This window comes from Methanosarcina acetivorans C2A (assembly GCF_000007345.1).
Taxonomy (GTDB): domain Archaea; phylum Halobacteriota; class Methanosarcinia; order Methanosarcinales; family Methanosarcinaceae; genus Methanosarcina; species Methanosarcina acetivorans.
Genome location: NC_003552.1, coordinates 2,786,448 through 2,806,295, shown reverse-complemented (window position 1 = coordinate 2,806,295; position 19,848 = coordinate 2,786,448). Strand labels below are relative to the sequence as shown.

The window sequence follows — 19,848 nt, the reverse complement described above, 5'->3', positions numbered from 1 at the left end:
ACTGCAAATTGGCAAAAACCTGGATTAGATTACATTTTTTGCAGTAATTATCACCAGATGTCGACATATCATATCAACTTCAGAGCAAAATATGCCAATATCTGGGTTTTTGATTTTCCACAGTTACGATATAGGAGCCCGGATTCCGTCCCAATAGCTTAGATCGCTCAGGCAGAACAATTTATTGACAGCTAACGTTACTTTTTTCTGTCTAATGAGAACAAAATTATGAATTCTCTTGTCTGTGCAACCTTATTTGACATACCGTGTTTTTTCCATTCCGCTCGACGCAGGGGAACGATCTTCCAAAAAAAATGGCCAAAAATAAGAGCAAGGAAGTAAACATGTCACAAAAAGAGCAAAATAAAAACGATAATGACAAAGCACATCTTTAACTATCTGGACAAAATGGGATACCTGTCAGTGGATTAATATAAACTGTGAAATATATAAATAAGACGAGGTAATAAAAAGAGGAAAAACTGGGCTATAGTGATTATGAACCATTTCCTGTCAGAAAATTTCCTGCAGGCGGACTTTCAGAACTTTGCTGAATTATTCAGCAAAAAGATTTTCGAAATTGTTTTTTGTTTCCAGAGCTAGGTTTCAAATTTGGGGAAAAAGTTAAGCAGACCGTGGCATGAAGCCCTTCATCAATTCCTGGAGAGAAGGCAGGGATAGTCAATCGTGATCCGGAGAAAAATTAGTCCATAGATATAAATCACGGTAAACAGGAGGGGATAGAAATGACCAGTGTAAAGAAAGAAGGTACAGCTCTTATCGCCGTAGACGTACAAAATTATGTTCTCCATGAAAATAGGTTCGGTGCGGACTGGGGATCCTTAAGCATGCAAAAGAGAAAAATATGATTGAAAATACGAAGAAAGCCATAGAAAAAGCAAGAGCTGCAGGGATTCCTGTTATTCATACTATAATGAACATCAGGCTTGAGGTTTTACCGGATATGGGGTTATGGAAGACTGCTAAGCATATGGAATTCGCAACAACGAAGCCCGAGAAAAGGGAATTCGAATTCGGGATTGTGGAAGAATTTACTCCTCAGCCGGAAGACATCGTAGTCATCAAATACAATACCCTGGACGCCTTTCATAATACTGATCTGGATCAAATCCTGAAAGGTTTAAAGTGTGACACTCTCCTTTTAACAGGGGTTGCAACAAACCTTTGCTTCGAAATCACTTTTAGAAGTGCATTTAACAGAGGTTACAAATGCGTGGTATTAAGCGACTGCACTGCCTCTATAAATGAAGAGTTTCAAAAGTTTGCCGTAGAAGGAATCTTCCCGATGTTCGGGGAAGTCTGTACAGTTGATGAACTGGAGATTGTTTCCTGAAACCTTCGGTTTTTCCAAAAACTCAATATTTTCTTTTTGACCTTTAACAATATGTCCAGAATGCCACTGTTGTATTCAAATTTCAGAATGCAACTACTTCACTCCTTTTTCAGAAAGAAACTACTTTACCCGGATTTCAGAATGCTACAACTATATTCGTTTTTCAAAACGCCACTACTTTACTCATGTCCATTTTGACCAGACACAAATCCCCGGTATTCAGGTTCAGGGCATCTGCAAATTGTGCAGGTACCTCGGCATTCAGGGATTTTTCATGCCTGGCAAGTTTAAGTACAATTCTTTTCTTTGGTCCCTTGCCGGTGATGCTGTGGACGTATGCGGAATAGACATTTTCGTCCTTATCCTCGGAGCCGGAGTTCGGCAGGAGAAGCGTTATGTTCTCCGGATGGATCCCCCAGGAAACTTTATCCCCTTCTTTAAGGTTCAGGGGGTTTACCGCAATCCGCATTTCCCCGCTCTTTAAAACTGTGCGTTTTGGGCCTGCATTATTCCCCTCAACCAGTTTCTCAACCTGTTCCTCAACCCGTGCATCATCAAAAATATTTGACAAACCTGCGAGCTCTGCGACATGCAGGTTTCTGGGATGATAGAAGATCTCTTCAGGGGCTCCGAACTGCTGGACTTCCCCACGATATAAAATGAGGATCCTGTCAGCTAAAACGAAAGCTTCGTCCAGGCTGTGCGTGATAAACGCGAGGGGAATTCCGATTCTTTTTTGCAGTTTCTTTAGTTTTTCTGCAAGTTCGATCCTTAGTACCCTGTCAAGTGCGGAAAAAGGTTCATCAAGCAGCAGCAGTTCGGGTTTCGGAGCAAGGGCTCTTGCCAGGGCGACTCTCTGTTTCTGCCCGCCTGAAAGCTGAGATGGATAATGGGTTTCCAGCTCCTCAATATGGAGCAGGTTCAGCATTTCCATGACCCTTACTTCCCTGTCCTCTTTTTCCCATTTTTTGAGGCCGCATTCTATGTTTTTTCTCACGTTCATGTGGGGAAAGAGGGTATAGTTCTGAAAAACATAGCCAAGATTACGTTTCTGGATTGGCAGGTTAATTTTTTTGTCTTTGTCGTAGTATATTTTACTCCCTACAGTTATCTTTCCGTTATCCGGCTGTGTGATTCCCGAAATGCATTTAAACAACGTGGTCTTTCCGGACCCTGAAGGCCCGAAAAGCACCACAAGTTCGTTATCCATTTCAAAGCTGACATCTAACGTAAAAGCTTTTCCAGTGCTTCTTTTCCTATTGATTTCAGCTTCAGTATAATGTTTTTTAATATCAACTTTAACGCCCAATCTCATACCTCTAATTTTCCTGCGAATCTTCCGGTCAATGCAATGGTCAGCAGGGACATAAAGACCAGGATTAAGACCAGCACCTGGGCAAGTTTGTTATTTCCCGCCTGAAAGGCGCTATATATCGAGATCGACATTGTGTTCGTTTTTCCCGGGATATTTCCTGCCAGCATAAGAGTTGCTCCGAATTCTCCCATAGCCCTGGCAAAACTGAGTATCAGCCCTGCCAGTATTCCTTTTTTTGCAATTGGTAGGGTTATTTGCAGAGCGGTCTCAAGTTCACTTTTTCCAAGGATATAGGCAGCATATTCTATTTCCCTATCCACTGCTTCAATGGCTGCTTTTGCGGTATATACCATCAGGGGAAGGGAAACCGTATATGCCGCAATAACTGCTGCCTGCCAGGTGAACATGATCCCTGTCCCCAGAAAATTGAGAATCATCTGCCCTAAAAATCCATTTCTTCCCACCAGGACAACAAGAAGGTAACCAATTACGGTAGGGGGAAGGACAAGGGGAAGAGTTAGTAGTAGTTCCGCAAGTCCTTTCCCCCTGAAATCCCGCCTTGCAAACACATAAGCTATGGCTACGCCACTGGATAGTACGAAAAAAGACGATATAGCTGCTATCCAGAGCGTGAGTGATAAAGGAAACCAGATATTGTCCAGCATAGGTATCATTTCTTACGTTTTGGTCTTACGTTTTCTAGTTTCTGTTTTTAGCTTATGCCTTTAGCTTCTGTTTTTAGCTTCTGCTTTAGCTTCTTTCCTTAGCTTCTGCTTTAGCTTCTTTCCTTAGCTTCTGCCTTAGCTTCTTTCCTTAGCTTCTGTTTTTAGCTTACGCTGTTATTCTTATTCGGGAGTGAACCCGTATTCCTCAAGTATTTCCTGGCCTTCCTGTCCTGTTACGAAATCGATGAATTCCTGTGCTTCTTCTTTGTTTTCAGATGCCGAAACCACAGCTATGGGGTAGCTAATAGGGGTAGTTACAGGCACTGTTGCAACGATTTCGATGGTTCCGGGCTCTGCGGTCTTTGCGTCGGTCATGTATACAAAACCTGCATCCACCTCTCCTCTTTCAACATATACAAGGACCTGTTTTACATCTTCGGCGAGTACTGTCTTTCCTTCCAGCTGGTCCCAGATTCCTGCTTCGGTCAGAGACTGGGTTGTATATTTGCCTACAGGAGCTGTTTCAGGATTTCCGATTGCGATCCTCTCAACTTCGGGGGAGGTCAGGTCTTCTATTCCGCTTATGTTGAGGGTGCTGCTTGATGGGACTATGAGCACGAGGGAGTTCTGGGCGAAGTCTTCTCTTGAGCTGTTCTCAATTAACCCCTCTCCGGCAAGTATGTCCATGTGGCTCTGGGAAGCCGAAGCAAAAACATCAACCGGAGCTCCTCCCTCTATTTGCGTACGCAGGCTTCCGGACCCTGCAAAGTTGAAATTAACGTCTACATCAGGGTTTTCGGTTTCAAACTGGGATTCCATATCCGTAAAGACTTCGGTTAGGCTGGCAGCTGCAGAAACTAAAATAGTTTCGGACTCCTGCTCGGGTACCGCTGTTTCTGCTGTGGGGGTGCCCGTTTCATTTACAGCTTCGCTTCCGTTTTCAGCACATCCTATTGCAAGGAATACACCTAATAACACTAACAGAACGATCAGTTCTTTCCTCATGATTTCGCCTACTAAAAATATTTTTTTATAATTACGTACTTACGCAATTGAACTAAGGATCGAAAGCAATGGACCTCTGGAAGTATGAATCATGCCTTTGACATCAATGCCCATAATAATTGATTTTGTGCCTCAGTTGCGCAAGTGTTACTATTTATTTTTTCTTACTATTTGACACAATTTTATGACAAGTAGTTATGTATACCTAAACATAACGATTATTCTGTATTTTAATAGTATATGAAAGTTCCCGGCGTTGTTCGGAGAAAGCCTTACAACCCTTAAAAATCTTTAACTTCAGCGGCAGTCCGTGATTCCGAATAGACCTTGGTAAATTCCGCACCAATTGTAATCATAATTGAGATGTAATAGATCAGAAGAAACACCCCCACGACTGATCCGATCGCTCCATAAACGCTAACAGGGTTGCTGTATGCGAAATAAAACCCAATAGCATATTTGCCTATGTTTATGAGAATTACCGTTACCAGTGACCCCACAAAAACAGGTTTAAGGTCCAGTTTCGTATCGGGCAAAACCCTGTAGACAAGCATGAAAAACAGGACAAGGATCAGAAAGCTGGCTATGGAACCGGCGTATCGGGCAAGAATCGGAGGAAAGGGGCAACACTCCTGGAACACTTTTGAAACTGCATAAAGCACCCCTTCGACAATTATGCTGAGCGCAAGAAGCCCTCCAAAAACAATGACCACGAAAAAAGAGACGATTGAACCTTTAATAAAGTCTTTAACCGTACTTGACCCGGCAGGTTCAATATCCCAGGCTACCTCAAGGAATTTCTTCATTTGCCTGAAAACATTACTTGCACTCCAGAGGAGGATCACAAAACCGATCAATGCACCTACTGAAAGGGAATTTACTTCTGGAATGTATTTGAAGAGAGAATTAATCATATCAATTACACTCTGATCAACGAATCCTTGAAGATTACTGATTATGGCATCCTGAATCTGTTTTGACCTCAAAAAAAGACTCCCTACGGATACCGAAAACAGCAGAAGGGCAGGCAGGCTTAACACAAAATAATACGCAAGGGCAGCACTGTAAGTCTTTGAATTATCTTCCATCCATTCCTTTATCGTTCCGGTGATCAGCTTTTCTATATACCCCAAACTCATATTTTCCCATAATTCATAATATATGACTTTTTATTAAACATCTCTTATCAAAATTTTGCATAATCTTTTTTCTGCAAGTAAACAGGGGCAAGTAAACCGATACAAGTAAACGGAAACAAGTAAACAGAAAGAAACTCAGGATTCAAATGAGAAAGCCTAAGGGCTGTTCCACTTCTCGAGGGTGGAACGAATTTTCTTAACATCTCTGTCATCTAACTGTCTTAACTTCGACCTCACTTTAAGCAAGTTGTCCAGATCCCCGGTCTCAAGAAAAACTTTCAGATCCGGACTTATTCCCTTCGAAAAGATTCCCATTACACCGTCCCCCGAAGTTTTGCACCTTTGCCCTGAAAGGTAACGTTTAATGAAAAAACTGTACTGTTACCAACAGGGCTGCAGAATATGAATAGACACTGAATAGATACAGGCTCGAGGGTTAATTTATAGGCTTATATCTAACCATGCTTAACTTTATTTTTTATACTCATTATCGAATATCGTGTTTTGATTCACTAATCTTACATCGTAACAGGTCAAAATATAAATTGGCTTATATAAAAGTTCATACTAAATATTACAGGCTAAAACACATTTTTACAGAAAACGCACATGAAATTCCTGAATAACAGGCACAAAAAATGAAAGTATGCATGGACTTTCATGCCAAATCAGATTTATCAACTTTAGCCTTTATTTTTATTGGGGAGGTAATATAATGGCAAATCTTAGACGAGTAAGAAAAGTAATGAGAAGCATGCCAACAATTGAGGGGGCAGGAGTACACTTAAAGAGGGTTTTCGGCTTCCAGAATGTACCTGAGCTTGACCCTTTTTTGTTGCTTGATGACTTTCATTCTGAAAAACCGGAGGAATACATTATGGGATTTCCCTGGCATCCGCACAGGGGGATAGAGACTATCACTTATGTCCTGCAGGGGGAGGTTCGGCATGAGGACAGCCTGGGAAATAAAGGTGCGATCCGACCTGGAGAGCTGCAGTGGATGACTGCCGGAAGCGGAATTATCCATCAGGAAATGCCAGAAGGGGATGAAAACGGAATTCTTTGGGGTTTTCAGCTCTGGGCAAACCTTCCGGCTTCGCACAAAATGATGAATCCGCGCTATCAGGAGATCAAAAGTAACGTAGTGCCTGAACTTTTCATGGAAAAAGGACTGAAAGTAAGAATTATTTGCGGGGAAGTAAACGGGATTGAAGGGCCTGTGCGGGAAATAGTAACCAACCCCGAATATCTGGACGTTACAGTCCCTCCGGCGGAGAAATTTTTCCATCTGACAGTTCCCGGATATACCGTCTTTGCGTATGTGATAGAGGGCAGTGGGAATTTTGACAGGGAAAAAGACCCGTGTACCTTTGAAGTCGAAGGAAAAAGATATCTTGACCCTGCAGTGGACTGTATGATAGAGAAAGAGACCCTGGTTCTTTACGGGGACGGAGATTCGATAGAAGTGACTGCAGGCGAGCGAGGGGTAAGGTTCCTGCTTGTGGCGGGAAAACCAATTGGGGAGCCGGTTGCCTGGTATGGACCTATTGTTATGAACACGCAGGCAGAATTGAAAACGGCTTTTGAAGAATACAGAAAAGGCACATTTATCAAACATCCGTGAAACAGCAGATTTCAGGCACAGCAGGTTCCGGTCAATCACCTGGGAAACGCTAAAATAGTTTACCTTAACATTTTTTGTAAGTTATTTCTTGTTTTTATACTGAATCCGAGCCAAGAAAAAAACTGTCTTGAGCAGGAGTTCTTATGAGTTTTCTTGTTCTTATGAGTTTTCTTGTCCTGATAAATTTTCTTATCCTGATGATATTAGTTAGATATAATGCATATTTTGTTGGATTTATCCATCATTATATTGGTTATTTCTAACTTAGACTTTCACTTCGGGCAAAAACTAGAAATAATAGAAGATGTTATTAATATCTAACTTAATGTTGGAAATATCTAATAATATGTTGCGAATAGAGAACAGGTTAAAGAACCGATTTCAACAATCTATAAAAAAATATTGAAAAAGATGTTGGAAAAAGGAGGGTAAAAATGTGGAAAAAATATACAGGTACAAACTGGTCCTTGGAATAATCATTATGCTTTCCGGAATAATTTCGGCAGCTTTTCTTGAAGTTGAGGCATCAATTTCAATTATTCTGATCAGTATGGGACTGGTTATCTTTGTTATGACAGCCCTCAGGCTCTTCAGACGTGGGGAACTTCCTGACAGGGACGAAAGGACAAAGAAACTTGCAGCATACGGAATTACATATTCCTGGCTCCTGACGCTTGTTCTGATCATGGTGCTCTACTGGGTTGAATTCTTCAAACTTGCCGAACTTACGGCTGAAGTAATTCTGGGGATACTTCTTTTCTTTATGATAATCTCAGCAAATGTTTTCAGGTGGTATTTCATGCAGAAGGGTGATATTGAGTAAGGACACCGGAGGATGCAGCATGAAAACAAGGATCAAAGAGTTTCGGGCAAGGCACGATCTGACCCAGGAGGCTCTTGCAAAAATAGTAGGAGTCAGGCGAGAAACTGTCGTTTTCCTTGAAAAGGGAAAATACAATCCTTCTCTCAAGCTGGCTTACAGAATAGCCAGAGCCCTGGACACCACGCTTGATGAACTGTTTATTTTCGAGGACTCGGACTTCGAATGAGGTAGGCAGTTCCTCAATAAACCGCATCAGAAATTATTATATTTATATTTTCTGTGCAAAGTCTCAAACAATCACAGAGAAGGGAAGAGAGCCGACTCGAAAAGAGTGTGAAATAATCAGTTTGAGGATTGGGCCGGGAAAACTCATAAAAGGTTGATAAAAAATAGTCTACTGGTTTTGAATTTATTCAGGGAAATTCTTTTGAATTCTGAGGCATTATAACCTTAGATTCCCCCGATATTTCGAAATTTTGTATTATGAACAAAACTGAATCCGCAAAAAACAAAAAGGAAATTGAACAAACCTTTTAAATCTTACATTATACTTACTAAGTAAGTCCTTCAGGAGAAAACATGGAAAATACACTAATCGCCTTTCAGAATGTCTGGAAAACCTATCAGATGGGGGAATTCCAGGTCAATGCTTTGAAAAATGTGAGTGTGAAACTGGGAAAAGGAGAATTTACCGCTATAATCGGACCCTCAGGAAGCGGGAAGTCCACGATGATGAACCTGGTTGGCTGTCTTGACATTCCTTCGCGGGGCAAAATTTTCCTTAAAGGGAGGGATATATCCCGGCTTCAGGAATCGGATCTTGCAGCCCTCAGAGGCAGAACAATCGGGTTTGTTTTCCAGCAGTACAACCTGATTCCCGGAATGACGGCTCTTGAAAACGTGCTTTTGCCCCTGGAAATTCAGGAAATTGAGGACAGGACTGCGGAAAAAAAGGCAAAGGAACTGCTTGAATTGGTAGGGCTTTCCGATAAGATGCAGAACAAACCTGCCCAGCTTTCAGGGGGACAGCAGCAGAGAGTCTCGATTGCAAGAGCCCTTGCCTGCAACCCGGAAATCGTCCTTGCAGATGAGCCGACAGGAGCCCTTGATAGCATCACCGGGAAAGAAGTTATTTCAATTCTTTACAGACTCTGGAAGGAAAAAGGAAAGACGGTAGTTATGGTCACTCATGATATGCACCTTGCAGGCTTTGCAAGCCGACATATCCGGCTAAAGGACGGGGAAATGATAAGTGACGGGCCGAATAAAGCACAGATCAGTCCTGAAACCTGATCAGAATATCCGGATGGCCTTAAAGAGAAAAATAAGGTTTTTCAGTTGAGATTGAACTGTAAATTGGACAAATTTCATGTTTATTTTCAAATTGGGTTTCTGATAAAAATCTTCTGAAGAAAATAGGCGACAAAATTCAGGAATTAATAAGTGAACAGGTAAATTGAGGTATCCAAAAATGGGGTTTAAAAACTTTGCAAGTTTTATTTTTTTGATTCTGTTATGTCTATCATTATGCAGCGGAACTGCCTTTGCTGCAAGCACTCTTGATTCAAACAGGAGTCTTGATAAAGGTGTAAGTATTGCCCTGCTCAACCAGGACCCTGATCCTGTAAAGCCCGGAGACGTGCTTGAGGTAAGGATCGCTATCGAGAATACAGGGTATAGTGACATAGAGAACTGTTATCTGAAAATCGAGCCTGAGTATCCCTTCCGGGCTCTTTCGGGAGAAAATCTTTTGGAGGATATAGGCACTCTCGGGAAACGCTCCGAAGATGACCGCAGAAGGATCGTCAAGTTTAAAATAGGAGTGGAAAACGACGTCAATGAAGGCAAATATCCCCTCAAAGTCTATCTCTACTCAAGAGATAGCAAAAATAAAGTCTCCCTTAACCGGGAACTCACGATCGATATTGACAGCGAGTCAAACGCCGAAATCGAATATATCAGTGTCGAAAAGCTGATTCCCGGAGAAAAAACCACCCTTCTTTTCGGCATAAAAAATGTAGGGAATTCCCCCCTGAAAAACTCAATGTTTTCCTGGGAATGCACAAGCGATCTTATCCTGCCTGTTGGTTCCAGTAATGTCAAGCATATTAACCTGATTGATGTAGGAGAAACTGCCAATGTCAGCTTTGAGGTTCTGACAAACGTAAACACAAAGCCAGGACTGTACAAGCTGGATATGGTACTTACCTATGACGATATAGAAGAGCTCCAGACAATTACGGAAGCCGGCACCGTAGAAAACCAGAAGCGAAAGACGATCGAAAGCAAAGCAGGGATCTACATCGGAGGGACCACGGATTTCGATATTGCTTTCATGGAAAGGAGCCCTACGGGAGCCTACACGTTTTCGGTTTCCAATATAGGAAATAACGGTGCAAATTCGGTTAAGATCTCTGTTCCCCTGCAGGAAAATTGGACCGTAACGGATGGTAGCAATTCGGTAATCCTTGGAAACCTGCAAAAAGGCGACATCACGATTGCGGATTTCAACCTTGAACCTAAAACCATAGGCCAGGACCTTCCTATTAAATTTGAAATAACTTATACCTCAAGCGACGGGATGAGACAGGTCGAGGAAAACGTGTTCTCCCTTTATGCTTCCCCCGTTACCCTTCCGGTAGGTTCCAAAATGCAGGAGGAAAGTACTGAATCGGGTTTATTCTCTTATAAGCTCGGATTGCTGATCCTTCTCGGCGCTGTAGGCTTTTTTATCTATAAAAAGCACCAGAAAGGGCTGAAAGAAAAGAACGCCGATGGAAACTGGCAAGGCGAAAATTCTCCGGAAGAAAAGAAACCGGAAGAATAAATTAGAAACCTGAGCCCGTGGTTTCCATGAAATTGGCAAAGATTTTGAAAATTGCCCTGAACATGGTCAAAGCCAATAGGCTGAGGAGCTGGCTGACCATTATAGGGATCATCATAGGCATTGCTTCGGTAGTTGCAATTGTTACGACAGGGGAATATTTCCAGGAGCAGGTGACCGAAACCCTGGAAGAGCTGGGAGGCGACACCATTACAATAGTGGCCTCCACTCCTTTTAAAATCTCGTCGGAAGAAGCTGTGGGATACGAAGAAGATACGGTCGAAACCTCGGACGGGAGTTCGGGTACGACTGCAGAAGGCGGAGAGGAAACGGAAACGGAAAACTCCGGGCCCATGATATACGAACCCGTAGAAGAGGCCGAACTCACAAGGATAGACGTGTTTGTCCTCCAGAGAATTCCGGATATAGAGTATGTAAACATCAATGTTGAAGATGGAGCGGAATTAAAATTAGGAAGCGAGACGACCTATGTCCGGGTTAAAGGTGTGGACCCCGGAGTCTGGCCTGAGATCACTAATAAGAATGTGGGAGAAGGCAGAATGCTGGAGCCCGGAGACCGGGCAGTTGTGGTTATTTCAAACGAACTCGCAAAAAATACCTTCGAGAGGGAGATCCGGCTCAACCAGATGATCCTCCTCAACGGCAGATCTTACCGGGTAATCGGGATTCTGGAAAATGGCGGCGGGCTTCTCGGGGGGATGGGAGCGCTTTTCGGAAGCAGCATTTACATGCCCTATCAGGAGGTATACTCCCTCCCGTACAGCGATGAGGATATGCCTGAAAGGGAAAGGGACGTTTACGACAGCATAGAAATAAAGCTCTATAGCGGGGCAGATTATGATTCCGCTCTTGAGGAGATTGAGCGCAAATTGAGGCTTTCGAGAATGGTTACCGAAGATACGCAGGACTTCTATGTGAGCTCCTCAAAAGAGGCTATTGAAAGTACTCAAAAACTGATTAACGGCCTCACATCATTTCTAGCCTTCATCGCAGGCATTTCTCTCCTTGTAGGCTCCACAGGGATCGCAAACACGATGTTTACCTCGGTCCTTGAGAAAACAAAAGAAATAGGGATAATGAAGGCAATAGGGGCAAAGAATAGCGATATCATGCTGATTTTCCTCTGCAACGCCGCAATGATCAGCCTTGTGGGAGGAATAATAGGCATCCTGCTGGGTACGGCTGCAGTGCAGCTGGTTTTGCTCCTGATTTCCGTCAAAATGAACGTACCCTTCGAGTTTGCCCTCAGCCTGAAAGGCACTGTTGTTGCAACTCTTGTCTCCATAATCGTGGGGCTTATAGCAGGGCTTGTACCTGCAAAGAATGCGGCAGAACTGAAGCCTGTGGATGCCCTGAGGTATGAGTGAGGAAGTTTAAAAGAACTTCATACGGACTAAAACTCGTTGAATTCCAATAAAACAAAAGTGGAGAATGGCTCTGCAGGAATCACTACAGAGCCTCCGGAAAAACTGAGGAGCACTTCAGAGCCTTATGTAGTTATTTTCTTTAGCTCTTCATACTTCGATGATATCAATCACATCAAGCCGCATCGTCGGAAAAACCTCTTTTTCCGGCACTCCCACTCTTATGAGCATCTGGATGGTTTCGTCTTCCCCTGCATATGCCTCGTGGATTTCCGTATATATTTCAGCCATTTCGGGATACTCTTCAAGAGCCTGGCTCATGGGCTGCATGGCGTATCCCATATCCGTAGCTGTGAGCAGAAAGCGGCTGTAGAGTATTCCTGCTTCGACCTGTGCCGCACGGCTATTATTCTTCGTAATTATCAAAGCATATGCCGGCGTATTTTCAACTGCAGATTCTGTTTGGCTGAGAAAGGATTTCCCCGATACTTCCGGAGAATTCAAAAAAGGAAAGAGACTGATAAGGCCCTGCATCAGATGTACGTTAAGAGCCGGGAGCCCCTGCCCGTCCAGGCTGAAGCCGTATCTATACTCATTTTTCTTCCATTCATTGGGCCTGAATAGCTCAAAGCCTTCCTGCTGTATCCCATCGTTTCCAGCTTCGACTTCTGCTGCCCTTAGAACAATGTTTCCGAGCGATTCAAGGCTTTCAGGGTCCTGGAAAATAAGGATGGTGACATTTTCTGTGCTAAGGGCTTCAAGGGTTTCAATATCTTCTGCAGAAAGCTGCGTTTCTCTGTAAGGAACCCTGTATGTGTCAGGCACAAACATTGATTTATAGAGAGGAGAAGACTCAGGCTCAGTTTCTCTGCTATTTTCCTTAAGAATCACTCTTGCAACCGGTTTGCTTCCCAGGTTTATGGCAGTGCCCTCCGGTCCGTACTCCCCTCCCGGAAAAAGCTCCATTTCGGCTTCGTACCCCAGATTTCCCGCTGCAACTCTGACATATTCCAGAAAAGTCCCCTGGCTGATTGTAACCTGCCGGCCCGGGGGGTCGGCTTTAGGGCTGAGTCTGCTAGGGTCAACATAGAGGAAGAAACTATCCTCTCCTTCAAGTACCACTTTCCAGGACTGCAGGTTGTGGGAATTCGGAGCAAGCACCCCGTGCGCCAGGACCTGAACTCTCGGGTCTTCGAACTGCGTGTGATAGGTCCCCGACCATGGCTCAAGATATTTCTTCGGAAGAAAGACGCCGTCTACCATAGCAAGTGAAAAAATGCCGATTACGAGAATACCTAAAACTGCAAATGCAATCTTATGAATGGTGATCAAAACCAGAATGTTACCCCCTAATATGAGTTTTCATAAAAATCGATAAACTCCTAATCACAAGATGCTAATTCAAGAGACGTTAGTACATGGGATGTTAATACATAAGATGCCATTATTTTTTAAACCTCCACTTTGGGTAATTACCTACTTATGGAATTACTTGTCTTTCGAGTTTCGTTCTTCTTTTCTTTACCATGATTTAAGTTCCCTGATCTCAATTACTTTCCCTTACCTTAAAATTCTGTATTCTACCTCGAAGGAGCTTGCTTAAGAGAAGCTCTTCAGACTTGAAGTAAAAAAAAGCAGAGATATACTATTTATTTTTAAAAAAACTATATGTAATAATATGAAAAACTATATATAATTGTAAAAATAGGTACGTGATATTTTATATGGAGGGAAAAAAATGGATAGTATAAAGTTATTTAAGCAGGTTACGGATGCTATAACCACAGTCATCCTGTACATACTGCTTCTGGCTTTAATTCTGGGGATGGCAAAAACCTTACTTGAGATCCGCTTCATAATTTTTGAGTCTCTTGAAAGCGGCTTCAACCACATGGTAACAAGTGTGCTGACAGTTTTCATTGTTATAGACCTTTTCAAAGCCTTTGTCGATTACCACGAACACGATAGGATCAAGCTCACGGATATAACGGATGCCACGATCCTGATAGTCCTGCGGGAGATAGCTGTTGGCCTTTATGCCCAGAAGTTCGGGTATGAATTTATCCTGAGCCTTTCCGTGCTGCTACTTGTGCTCGGCATAATAAGAGTACTTGCAGTCAAATATTCCCCTGCAAAAGTCCAGGTACCTTCTACCCCTGTAAAAGAAGAAGTGAAGCCTTCAAAAACAGGCCTTGGTGCCCTGCTTGACCGCTGCAGTTCCGAGCCTGAAGGAAATTAAGCTTTACCCGCAGACAGGCCAATAGATACCGTCCAATATTCTGCAGGCCAACATCAATTCACCTCAATAATTTCTCACCTGCCGCCAGACAGGCAGACTGAGAAACCTTACCTTTTTTCGGATTCAATCTTCCTCATCAAAAGAGTAACGGACTTGACCTCGGGAACCTCATAAAAATTCACCGTTAAACATAAACGCCCCCGCCAGCTTGTCTGACAGCTCTTCACAAAAAGCAGAAAAAAGATAGATTTGAAAGAGAAATGAGACCTGAATATCTGCCCTTTACCCTTGGAATTTTCTCTCAGATCCACAAACGCCTAAAGCAGCTGTAAATTGCTGGCTTTTACTTTATTTATTTTTTCCGGTCTCTTTTTCCTTATTTTCATCCATTTCTCATATCTTTTTGAGAAAGACTGCTTTCTACGTCTCTTTATTTTACCATTGTTTTAGTTAGTCCTCTTGAGCGAGCGAAGCGAGTGAAAAGGACAGCGCACTGCAGAGCCGCAACTCTGCTGGCGCAACTCTGCCAATAGAAGAATTAAAATGGAATTCCCTGATATAGATGTATTGAAATGAAGAAAAGTGTTCAGAATCTCAGTTCAGGAAGAACCTTTAATGAACCTGTTATCCAAACAATTTACGGCTACCTCCTTGACTCATACGGGCTTCAGGGCTGGTGGCCTCTGATAGAACTGCACAACAGTTACGGGACTAATCCCACAAAAACAGGATCCATCCGTGGGTATCATCCCGGGAATTATACCTACCCCCATACCGAAAACCAGCAGTTTGAGATTATCTGCGGAGCCCTGCTTACACAGAATACGAACTGGCAGCAGGTTGAAAAAGCCCTCATCAACCTCAGGCAAATGGATTCCCTTTATCCGGAAAGAATCCTTTCCTGTGACATAGAAACCTTAAAGGAAGCCATAAAGCCTGCAGGGTATTATAATCAGAAAGCAGCACGTCTCAAAATTCTTGCAGAGTGGTTTACGAATTTTAAAAGCCAAACGCCTGAAAGGGAAGAACTGCTCTCGCTAAAAGGGATTGGACCCGAGACTGCCGACTCGATCCTGCTTTATGCCTTTAAGCAACCCTCATTTGTGGTTGATGCGTACACCAGAAGAGTTGTAAGCAACCTTGGCCTGGTTGAGGAGAAAGCGAAGTATTCTGAGATCAAGGCCCTGTTTGAAGAGAATTTGCCGGAAGACCTGGTTATCTATCAGGAATATCATGCCCTTCTTGTGGAACATGCAAAGAGGTATTATCAAAAGAAGATCAGTTATTCAAGATGTCCGCTTCTAAGGCTCGTTTCGGACTGAAAAATCCTTTGGCTTTTCTAAGGTTTTTCTAAGACTTAAAAGATATTAAATGGGAGAAATAGCTACTGACGAAACTTCGGTTGAAGTTTTCGCTGTATTATGTTTCTTTACCCGACTTATAAAACTGGTTAAATGACCAAATTCTCGGAAGGCAGTTTAAAGCCTGCTTGAATTCTTGATCTGATCCAGAGTTTCGTTACGCGTTGATCTGTGTTTCCTTTCTTTTCCCTGATCAATGTTCTTATAAGAGCTTTATCCCGGACCAGTCGGAAATTTCAGCTTCAAGAACCCCTTCATGGACCATCTTCTCGATCTCGTTTTCAACCTGTCCGTAAGTGAACTTATAGTCGTATGAGATCGCGGAGATTACATCAGGGCTATGGCAGAACCTGTCCGGAAATGCCTTATTGAACATTGCCACGTTCTCTATAATTAAGTTCCTGAGTTTTTCCATTTTTACATCACCTTTTTTGTTTTTAATGTATATTTTTCTTAGTTACGTCTAGTTTCTGTTTTCTCTTCGACACAGTATAGTTGTCTGACATCTATAAATAGATTTCCCAAGTAGTAAATATATAGCATAATAATCTATATACTTTTAGATTTCTGGTGAAGTTTTTTACTGATATAAATCACTCACGTTGAATAGTAGTACAGTAAACTGATACAACTTTTGTGTTGAGTAAGGGAAAAAGCATGGGAAAGCACGTAGGAAACAGTTATTAGAGTAAAAGAATATACAACGCAATGGGGATAAGTAACGAATAATACTGTGTTTTTTATATACTGATGCTTACGAGAGCGAATATGCCAGGCTGGAGAAATATAATTTTCAGTTAACCCGGTGGCAATGAATTTTTGGATTTCATAGGCCGACTTTTAGGCTAAGATAATAGGGAGCCTTGAAGGGAAAAGGAGAAAAAATGGATCAGTTAGTATCTAAGAACCCGAATCCTGTGCTTCAGGCAGGGACTGACGGGAGAGTTTTTTACTCAAATAAGGCAGCTGAGCCTTTGCTGTCTATCTGGGATATTGGAGGAGAGGGGAAACTACCTCATTCCGTGGAAACCCTTATTAAAAGAGTTGTTTCCAGGAATGACCCGGAAAAAATGGAAGTTAAGGTGGGCAAAAAATTGTATCTAATAGACTTCCAGCCCGTGCCAGGAAAGGAACTTGTAAACATTTACGGGCTTGATATAAGCGAACAGAAAAAGCTGGGAAAAAAACTCAGTATCAAAAAAAAACAATATGATGCTCTTTATACTCTTGGAAAAATGGCTCTTAAATGCGAAAACCTTCAGGTTTTTATGGATAAAAGTGTAAAACTGATTGTAAAGACCCTGGACCTTGAGTTCTGCAAAATCCTTGAACTTACCCCCGATGGAAATTTCCTGCTCAAAGCAGGCATCGGCTGGAAACCAGGACTTGTGGGAAAAGCCGTTGTGGAAGGAGGAAAATTATCTCAGGCAGGATACACTATTTTTTCAAAGATGCCTGTAATTGTAAGAGACTTTGCAGAAGAAAGCCGCTTTGAAGCCCCGAAAATCTTGAGAGACCACAACATTGTAAGCGGGGTGAGTGTCATTATAGGAGATGTGGAAAAACCCTTCGGAGTACTGGGAGCCCATTCCACAAAGAAAAGAAAGTTTACTGCGGCTGAGACCTACTTTTTAAACTCCGTTGCTTTTGTGATTGCAGAGGTTATCGAGCGCAGGCAAGCTGTAGAAGAATTAAATAAGCACAGAGAACACCTGGAAGAGCTCGTTAAAGAAAGGACTTCTGAGCTTACAAAAACAAATAGACAGCTGTTCAATGAAATCTCGGTCCGCAAGCAGGCGGAAAAAGACCTTCAAAACAACATATACTTCCTTGAAACAATCCTTGACGCTATCCCTTCTCCCATATTTTATAGAAACCTTGCAGGTATCTACCAGGGCTGCAATGAAATGTTTGCACGGCATGTCCTTGGCCTTCCGAAAGAAAAAGTCATAGGGCACTCCATTTACGAATTTACACAAGTGTTCTCAGAAGAAACGCTTAATGATTCCGTTTATTATGACAGGATACTTCTGAAGGAAGGCAAAAGCCTGTCTAATGAACTGAAAATAAAGTGCGCAGACGGAAAGGTACGGGATTTCCTCTCCCACAAAGCTATTTACAGCAATATCTCCGGGGAAGTAATCGGAATTGTGGGTGTAATGCTTGATATTACCGAACGCAAAAAAGCAGAAGAAGCCCTTTTAAAAACGGAGGAAATCAGGAAAAAAGAGATACATCATAGAATTAAAAACAACCTTCAGGTAATCTCATCCCTGCTCAGCCTTCAAGCCGAATATTTCAGTGATCCAAAGGTAAAAGAATCTTTCAAAGACAGCCAGAACCGGGTCATCTCGATGTCCCTTATCCACGAAGAACTTTATAAAACCAGAGAGACTGCGGATATTGAAACCTTTGATTTTAAAGTATATATCCAGAAACTGGCAACTGAACTTTTCAAGTCATACTTGGTAGGAAGTGAAGATATTCGCTTAAAACTGGATGTGGAAAGCGCATTTCTCGGAATGGATACTGGGATCCCCCTGGGGATCATTGTTAATGAACTTGTATCTAACTCTTTAAAGCATGCTTTTCCCGAAGGAAGAAGTGGAGAAATCCAGATCAAACTTCACCGCACAGGCAGCAGTCAGAAGAAGGGTTGTAACAAGCACCCCGGAAACTGTGAAATCTCGGAGTTCTTGCTGACGGTATCGGATAATGGAATCGGCTTTCCTGAGGATCTCGATTTAAAACATACCTCTTCTCTCGGCCTTCAACTTGTAAATATCCTTGTAGAGCAGATTGAAGGCAGTATCGAACTTGAAAGAGGGAAAGGGACAGAATTCAGGCTAAAATTCAGAGAACAGGAGAGCAAAGAAAAGTGTGAAAACCGGGAAAAACGAAAATAACGTATTTTTTAAAGCGGAGCAGTTTGTCTTTGATCCCTTTAACTTTTGATTTGAATCGGCTCTGAATCGGTTAATTGACACAACACCCGAAGCTCGTCCGAAACTTCACAAAACCCGAATTTGGGAAGCTTGATCCGGAACTGCTTACCCGTACGAAACTGCTTACCCGTACGAAACTGCTTACCCATTCGAAACCGCTTACTTAATTAACTTCGCAGCTTCTGCAAGGTCTTCGGCAATCATCATTCTTTTCGATTTCTCAATCAGGTAATTCTGCCCGGTCTGCACATACGAAGGAAAAACCCTTTTCCCATTGTAAAAAAACTGTTCCTTCCTGATCTTATACGTAGAACCCGAACGAATCGTGTTTTTTCCGGTGAGCCTCCTGCTGATGTAGTTAAAAGCCTTTATTGCAACGTCTCCCATCAGCATATACACCTCAACATTAGGGAACAGAGAAAGTTCTTTTTCGAGCACCAGAGAGCAATTTTTTACCGTATCTGCCGAAATCACGTACCGGGTTTTTGCACATTTGAGTGCTGTTGTCAGGTAGAACCCGTGATCCAGGATTTCCTGAATACTGTTTACGGGAATTCCTGCATCGTTGAATGCCTGAAGAGTCGTTTTTAGATAAAATGGCTCTCCTGAAGCATAAAAATAGTCCAGGGGATTCTCCGGAGGGGCTTCGGCAATCATAACCACTTTAACTTTTTCGGGGTTGACTTCTACAGCAGGCACAAGATATCCGCCTTTATTGATATCGGAACAGGGAAAGGCTTTACATTTAACGTATTCAACAGGCTTCATTTCCGGTTCACTTCGGGTATATTGATATCACAAGCTTTGCTTTGCAAGAATTGCAGGTTGTCTTTAAGGGACCGTAAAATATAGATTTGCAGCATAGAAAACTATGGCAAGTACCGATATAAAGTTTAAGGACTCCTTGACAAAAAGCAACAGGAAAACTGAGTTCAATAGTTCGCTAATTTTCACTTTCTCACGGTCAACTGATCCTTCGGACGGGATAATATTCAGTAAAACACAGCTTAACAACTCTTTATCTCCGTTTATGAAAAAGTCGTCATCGTTCAATAAAAACACAGATATTTTGGATAAGAAAGCATATGTATTAAAAATGATTAAACAGATTTTTACGATTGCTTGCATTTTTTGTCACAGACAGTAAAATCAAAAACCATTCGGAGCAA

The 19,848-nt window shown here is 42.4% G+C and carries 19 protein-coding genes; 11 read left to right on the top strand and 8 right to left on the bottom strand.

The window, feature by feature from the left end:
- Positions 1-746 precede the first annotated feature (746 nt).
- Positions 747-869: a hypothetical protein gene (locus MA_RS29410; RefSeq protein ID WP_281085488.1), complete on the top strand. Its 123-nt coding sequence runs from the start codon at positions 747-749 to the stop codon at positions 867-869.
- The gene (locus tag MA_RS24585; protein ID WP_011022262.1) at positions 866-1,354 is read left to right on the top strand and encodes a cysteine hydrolase; all 489 of its coding nucleotides are present in this window, start codon (positions 866-868) and stop codon (positions 1,352-1,354) included. The genes MA_RS29410 and MA_RS24585 overlap by 4 nt, the downstream gene beginning before the upstream one ends.
- Before the next feature lie 163 nt (positions 1,355-1,517).
- On the opposite strand, the gene MA_RS11835 is transcribed toward MA_RS24585, so the two are convergent.
- The 5 genes from MA_RS11835 to MA_RS26955 form a co-directional block, all read right to left on the bottom strand.
- Positions 1,518-2,669 carry an ABC transporter ATP-binding protein gene (locus MA_RS11835; protein WP_011022261.1) on the bottom strand — a complete coding sequence of 384 codons (1,152 nt, stop codon included), beginning with the start codon at positions 2,667-2,669 and terminating at the stop codon, positions 1,518-1,520.
- Positions 2,666-3,343, bottom strand: coding sequence for a molybdate ABC transporter permease subunit (gene modB / locus MA_RS11830; protein ID WP_011022260.1), 678 nt, complete (start codon positions 3,341-3,343; stop codon positions 2,666-2,668). Before modB ends, MA_RS11835 begins: the two co-directional genes overlap by 4 nt.
- Positions 3,344-3,514: 171 nt before the next feature.
- Positions 3,515-4,339, bottom strand: coding sequence for a molybdate ABC transporter substrate-binding protein (gene modA, locus MA_RS11825; protein ID WP_011022259.1), 825 nt, complete (start codon positions 4,337-4,339; stop codon positions 3,515-3,517).
- Positions 4,340-4,620: 281 nt separating this feature from the next.
- Positions 4,621-5,478, bottom strand: coding sequence for a YihY/virulence factor BrkB family protein (locus tag MA_RS11820; RefSeq protein WP_011022258.1), 858 nt, complete (start codon positions 5,476-5,478; stop codon positions 4,621-4,623).
- Between the two features lie 156 nt (positions 5,479-5,634).
- Positions 5,635-5,793, bottom strand: a complete 159-nt coding sequence (locus MA_RS26955; protein WP_157860197.1) for a hypothetical protein — start codon at positions 5,791-5,793, stop codon at positions 5,635-5,637.
- Positions 5,794-6,193: 400 nt separating this feature from the next.
- Here MA_RS26955 and MA_RS11815 point away from each other — a divergent pair, with 400 nt between their 5' ends.
- From MA_RS11815 to MA_RS11790, 6 genes are all read left to right on the top strand, one after another.
- Positions 6,194-7,102, top strand: coding sequence for a pirin family protein (locus MA_RS11815; RefSeq protein ID WP_048065352.1), 909 nt, complete (start codon positions 6,194-6,196; stop codon positions 7,100-7,102).
- 436 nt (positions 7,103-7,538) lie between these two features.
- Positions 7,539-7,925, top strand: a complete 387-nt coding sequence (locus MA_RS11810) for a hypothetical protein (RefSeq protein WP_011022256.1) — start codon at positions 7,539-7,541, stop codon at positions 7,923-7,925.
- A gap of 19 nt (positions 7,926-7,944) precedes the next feature.
- Positions 7,945-8,151: a helix-turn-helix transcriptional regulator gene (locus MA_RS11805; protein ID WP_048066331.1), complete on the top strand. Its 207-nt coding sequence runs from the start codon at positions 7,945-7,947 to the stop codon at positions 8,149-8,151.
- A gap of 353 nt (positions 8,152-8,504) precedes the next feature.
- Positions 8,505-9,218 carry an ABC transporter ATP-binding protein gene (locus MA_RS11800; protein ID WP_011022254.1) on the top strand — a complete coding sequence of 238 codons (714 nt, stop codon included), beginning with the start codon at positions 8,505-8,507 and terminating at the stop codon, positions 9,216-9,218.
- Between the two features lie 178 nt (positions 9,219-9,396).
- Positions 9,397-10,752 carry a COG1361 S-layer family protein gene (locus tag MA_RS11795; RefSeq protein ID WP_048065351.1) on the top strand — a complete coding sequence of 452 codons (1,356 nt, stop codon included), beginning with the start codon at positions 9,397-9,399 and terminating at the stop codon, positions 10,750-10,752.
- A gap of 26 nt (positions 10,753-10,778) precedes the next feature.
- Positions 10,779-12,137 carry an ABC transporter permease gene (locus MA_RS11790; RefSeq protein ID WP_048065350.1) on the top strand — a complete coding sequence of 453 codons (1,359 nt, stop codon included), beginning with the start codon at positions 10,779-10,781 and terminating at the stop codon, positions 12,135-12,137.
- A 147-nt stretch (positions 12,138-12,284) separates the two neighbouring features.
- On the opposite strand, the gene MA_RS11785 is transcribed toward MA_RS11790, so the two are convergent.
- Positions 12,285-13,466 carry an Acg family FMN-binding oxidoreductase gene (locus tag MA_RS11785; RefSeq protein WP_011022250.1) on the bottom strand — a complete coding sequence of 394 codons (1,182 nt, stop codon included), beginning with the start codon at positions 13,464-13,466 and terminating at the stop codon, positions 12,285-12,287.
- 406 nt (positions 13,467-13,872) lie between these two features.
- On the opposite strand from MA_RS11785, the gene MA_RS11780 reads away from it, so the two are divergent.
- Positions 13,873-14,373, top strand: a complete 501-nt coding sequence (locus MA_RS11780) for a phosphate-starvation-inducible PsiE family protein (RefSeq protein ID WP_011022249.1) — start codon at positions 13,873-13,875, stop codon at positions 14,371-14,373.
- Between the two features lie 572 nt (positions 14,374-14,945).
- Entirely contained in the window at positions 14,946-15,695 is a 750-nt protein-coding gene (locus tag MA_RS11775; protein WP_011022247.1) for an endonuclease III domain-containing protein, read from the top strand.
- 241 nt (positions 15,696-15,936) lie between these two features.
- On the opposite strand, the gene MA_RS11770 is transcribed toward MA_RS11775, so the two are convergent.
- Positions 15,937-16,149: a hypothetical protein gene (locus tag MA_RS11770; protein ID WP_011022246.1), complete on the bottom strand. Its 213-nt coding sequence runs from the start codon at positions 16,147-16,149 to the stop codon at positions 15,937-15,939.
- 469 nt (positions 16,150-16,618) lie between these two features.
- Here MA_RS11770 and MA_RS11765 point away from each other — a divergent pair, with 469 nt between their 5' ends.
- The gene (locus MA_RS11765; protein WP_048066330.1) at positions 16,619-18,640 is read left to right on the top strand and encodes a histidine kinase dimerization/phosphoacceptor domain -containing protein; all 2,022 of its coding nucleotides are present in this window, start codon (positions 16,619-16,621) and stop codon (positions 18,638-18,640) included.
- Between the two features lie 198 nt (positions 18,641-18,838).
- Here the strand turns inward: MA_RS11765 and MA_RS11760 are convergent, their stop codons facing one another.
- The gene (locus tag MA_RS11760; RefSeq protein WP_052279161.1) at positions 18,839-19,447 is read right to left on the bottom strand and encodes a uracil-DNA glycosylase family protein; all 609 of its coding nucleotides are present in this window, start codon (positions 19,445-19,447) and stop codon (positions 18,839-18,841) included.
- Positions 19,448-19,848: the final 401 nt, after the last annotated feature.

Coding starts and splice junctions, on each gene's coding strand:
- MA_RS29410 (WP_281085488.1), top strand. CDS start 747: ATGACCAGTGTAAAGAAAGAAGGTACAGCTCTTATCGCCGTAGACGTA.
- MA_RS24585 (WP_011022262.1), top strand. CDS start 866: ATGATTGAAAATACGAAGAAAGCCATAGAAAAAGCAAGAGCTGCAGGG.
- MA_RS11835 (WP_011022261.1), bottom strand. CDS start 2,669: ATGAGATTGGGCGTTAAAGTTGATATTAAAAAACATTATACTGAAGCT.
- modB (WP_011022260.1), bottom strand. CDS start 3,343: ATGATACCTATGCTGGACAATATCTGGTTTCCTTTATCACTCACGCTC.
- modA (WP_011022259.1), bottom strand. CDS start 4,339: ATGAGGAAAGAACTGATCGTTCTGTTAGTGTTATTAGGTGTATTCCTT.
- MA_RS11820 (WP_011022258.1), bottom strand. CDS start 5,478: ATGAGTTTGGGGTATATAGAAAAGCTGATCACCGGAACGATAAAGGAA.
- MA_RS26955 (WP_157860197.1), bottom strand. CDS start 5,793: ATGGGAATCTTTTCGAAGGGAATAAGTCCGGATCTGAAAGTTTTTCTT.
- MA_RS11815 (WP_048065352.1), top strand. CDS start 6,194: ATGGCAAATCTTAGACGAGTAAGAAAAGTAATGAGAAGCATGCCAACA.
- MA_RS11805 (WP_048066331.1), top strand. CDS start 7,945: ATGAAAACAAGGATCAAAGAGTTTCGGGCAAGGCACGATCTGACCCAG.
- MA_RS11800 (WP_011022254.1), top strand. CDS start 8,505: ATGGAAAATACACTAATCGCCTTTCAGAATGTCTGGAAAACCTATCAG.
- MA_RS11795 (WP_048065351.1), top strand. CDS start 9,397: ATGGGGTTTAAAAACTTTGCAAGTTTTATTTTTTTGATTCTGTTATGT.
- MA_RS11790 (WP_048065350.1), top strand. CDS start 10,779: ATGAAATTGGCAAAGATTTTGAAAATTGCCCTGAACATGGTCAAAGCC.
- MA_RS11780 (WP_011022249.1), top strand. CDS start 13,873: ATGGATAGTATAAAGTTATTTAAGCAGGTTACGGATGCTATAACCACA.
- MA_RS11775 (WP_011022247.1), top strand. CDS start 14,946: ATGAAGAAAAGTGTTCAGAATCTCAGTTCAGGAAGAACCTTTAATGAA.
- MA_RS11770 (WP_011022246.1), bottom strand. CDS start 16,149: ATGGAAAAACTCAGGAACTTAATTATAGAGAACGTGGCAATGTTCAAT.
- MA_RS11765 (WP_048066330.1), top strand. CDS start 16,619: ATGGATCAGTTAGTATCTAAGAACCCGAATCCTGTGCTTCAGGCAGGG.
- MA_RS11760 (WP_052279161.1), bottom strand. CDS start 19,447: ATGAAGCCTGTTGAATACGTTAAATGTAAAGCCTTTCCCTGTTCCGAT.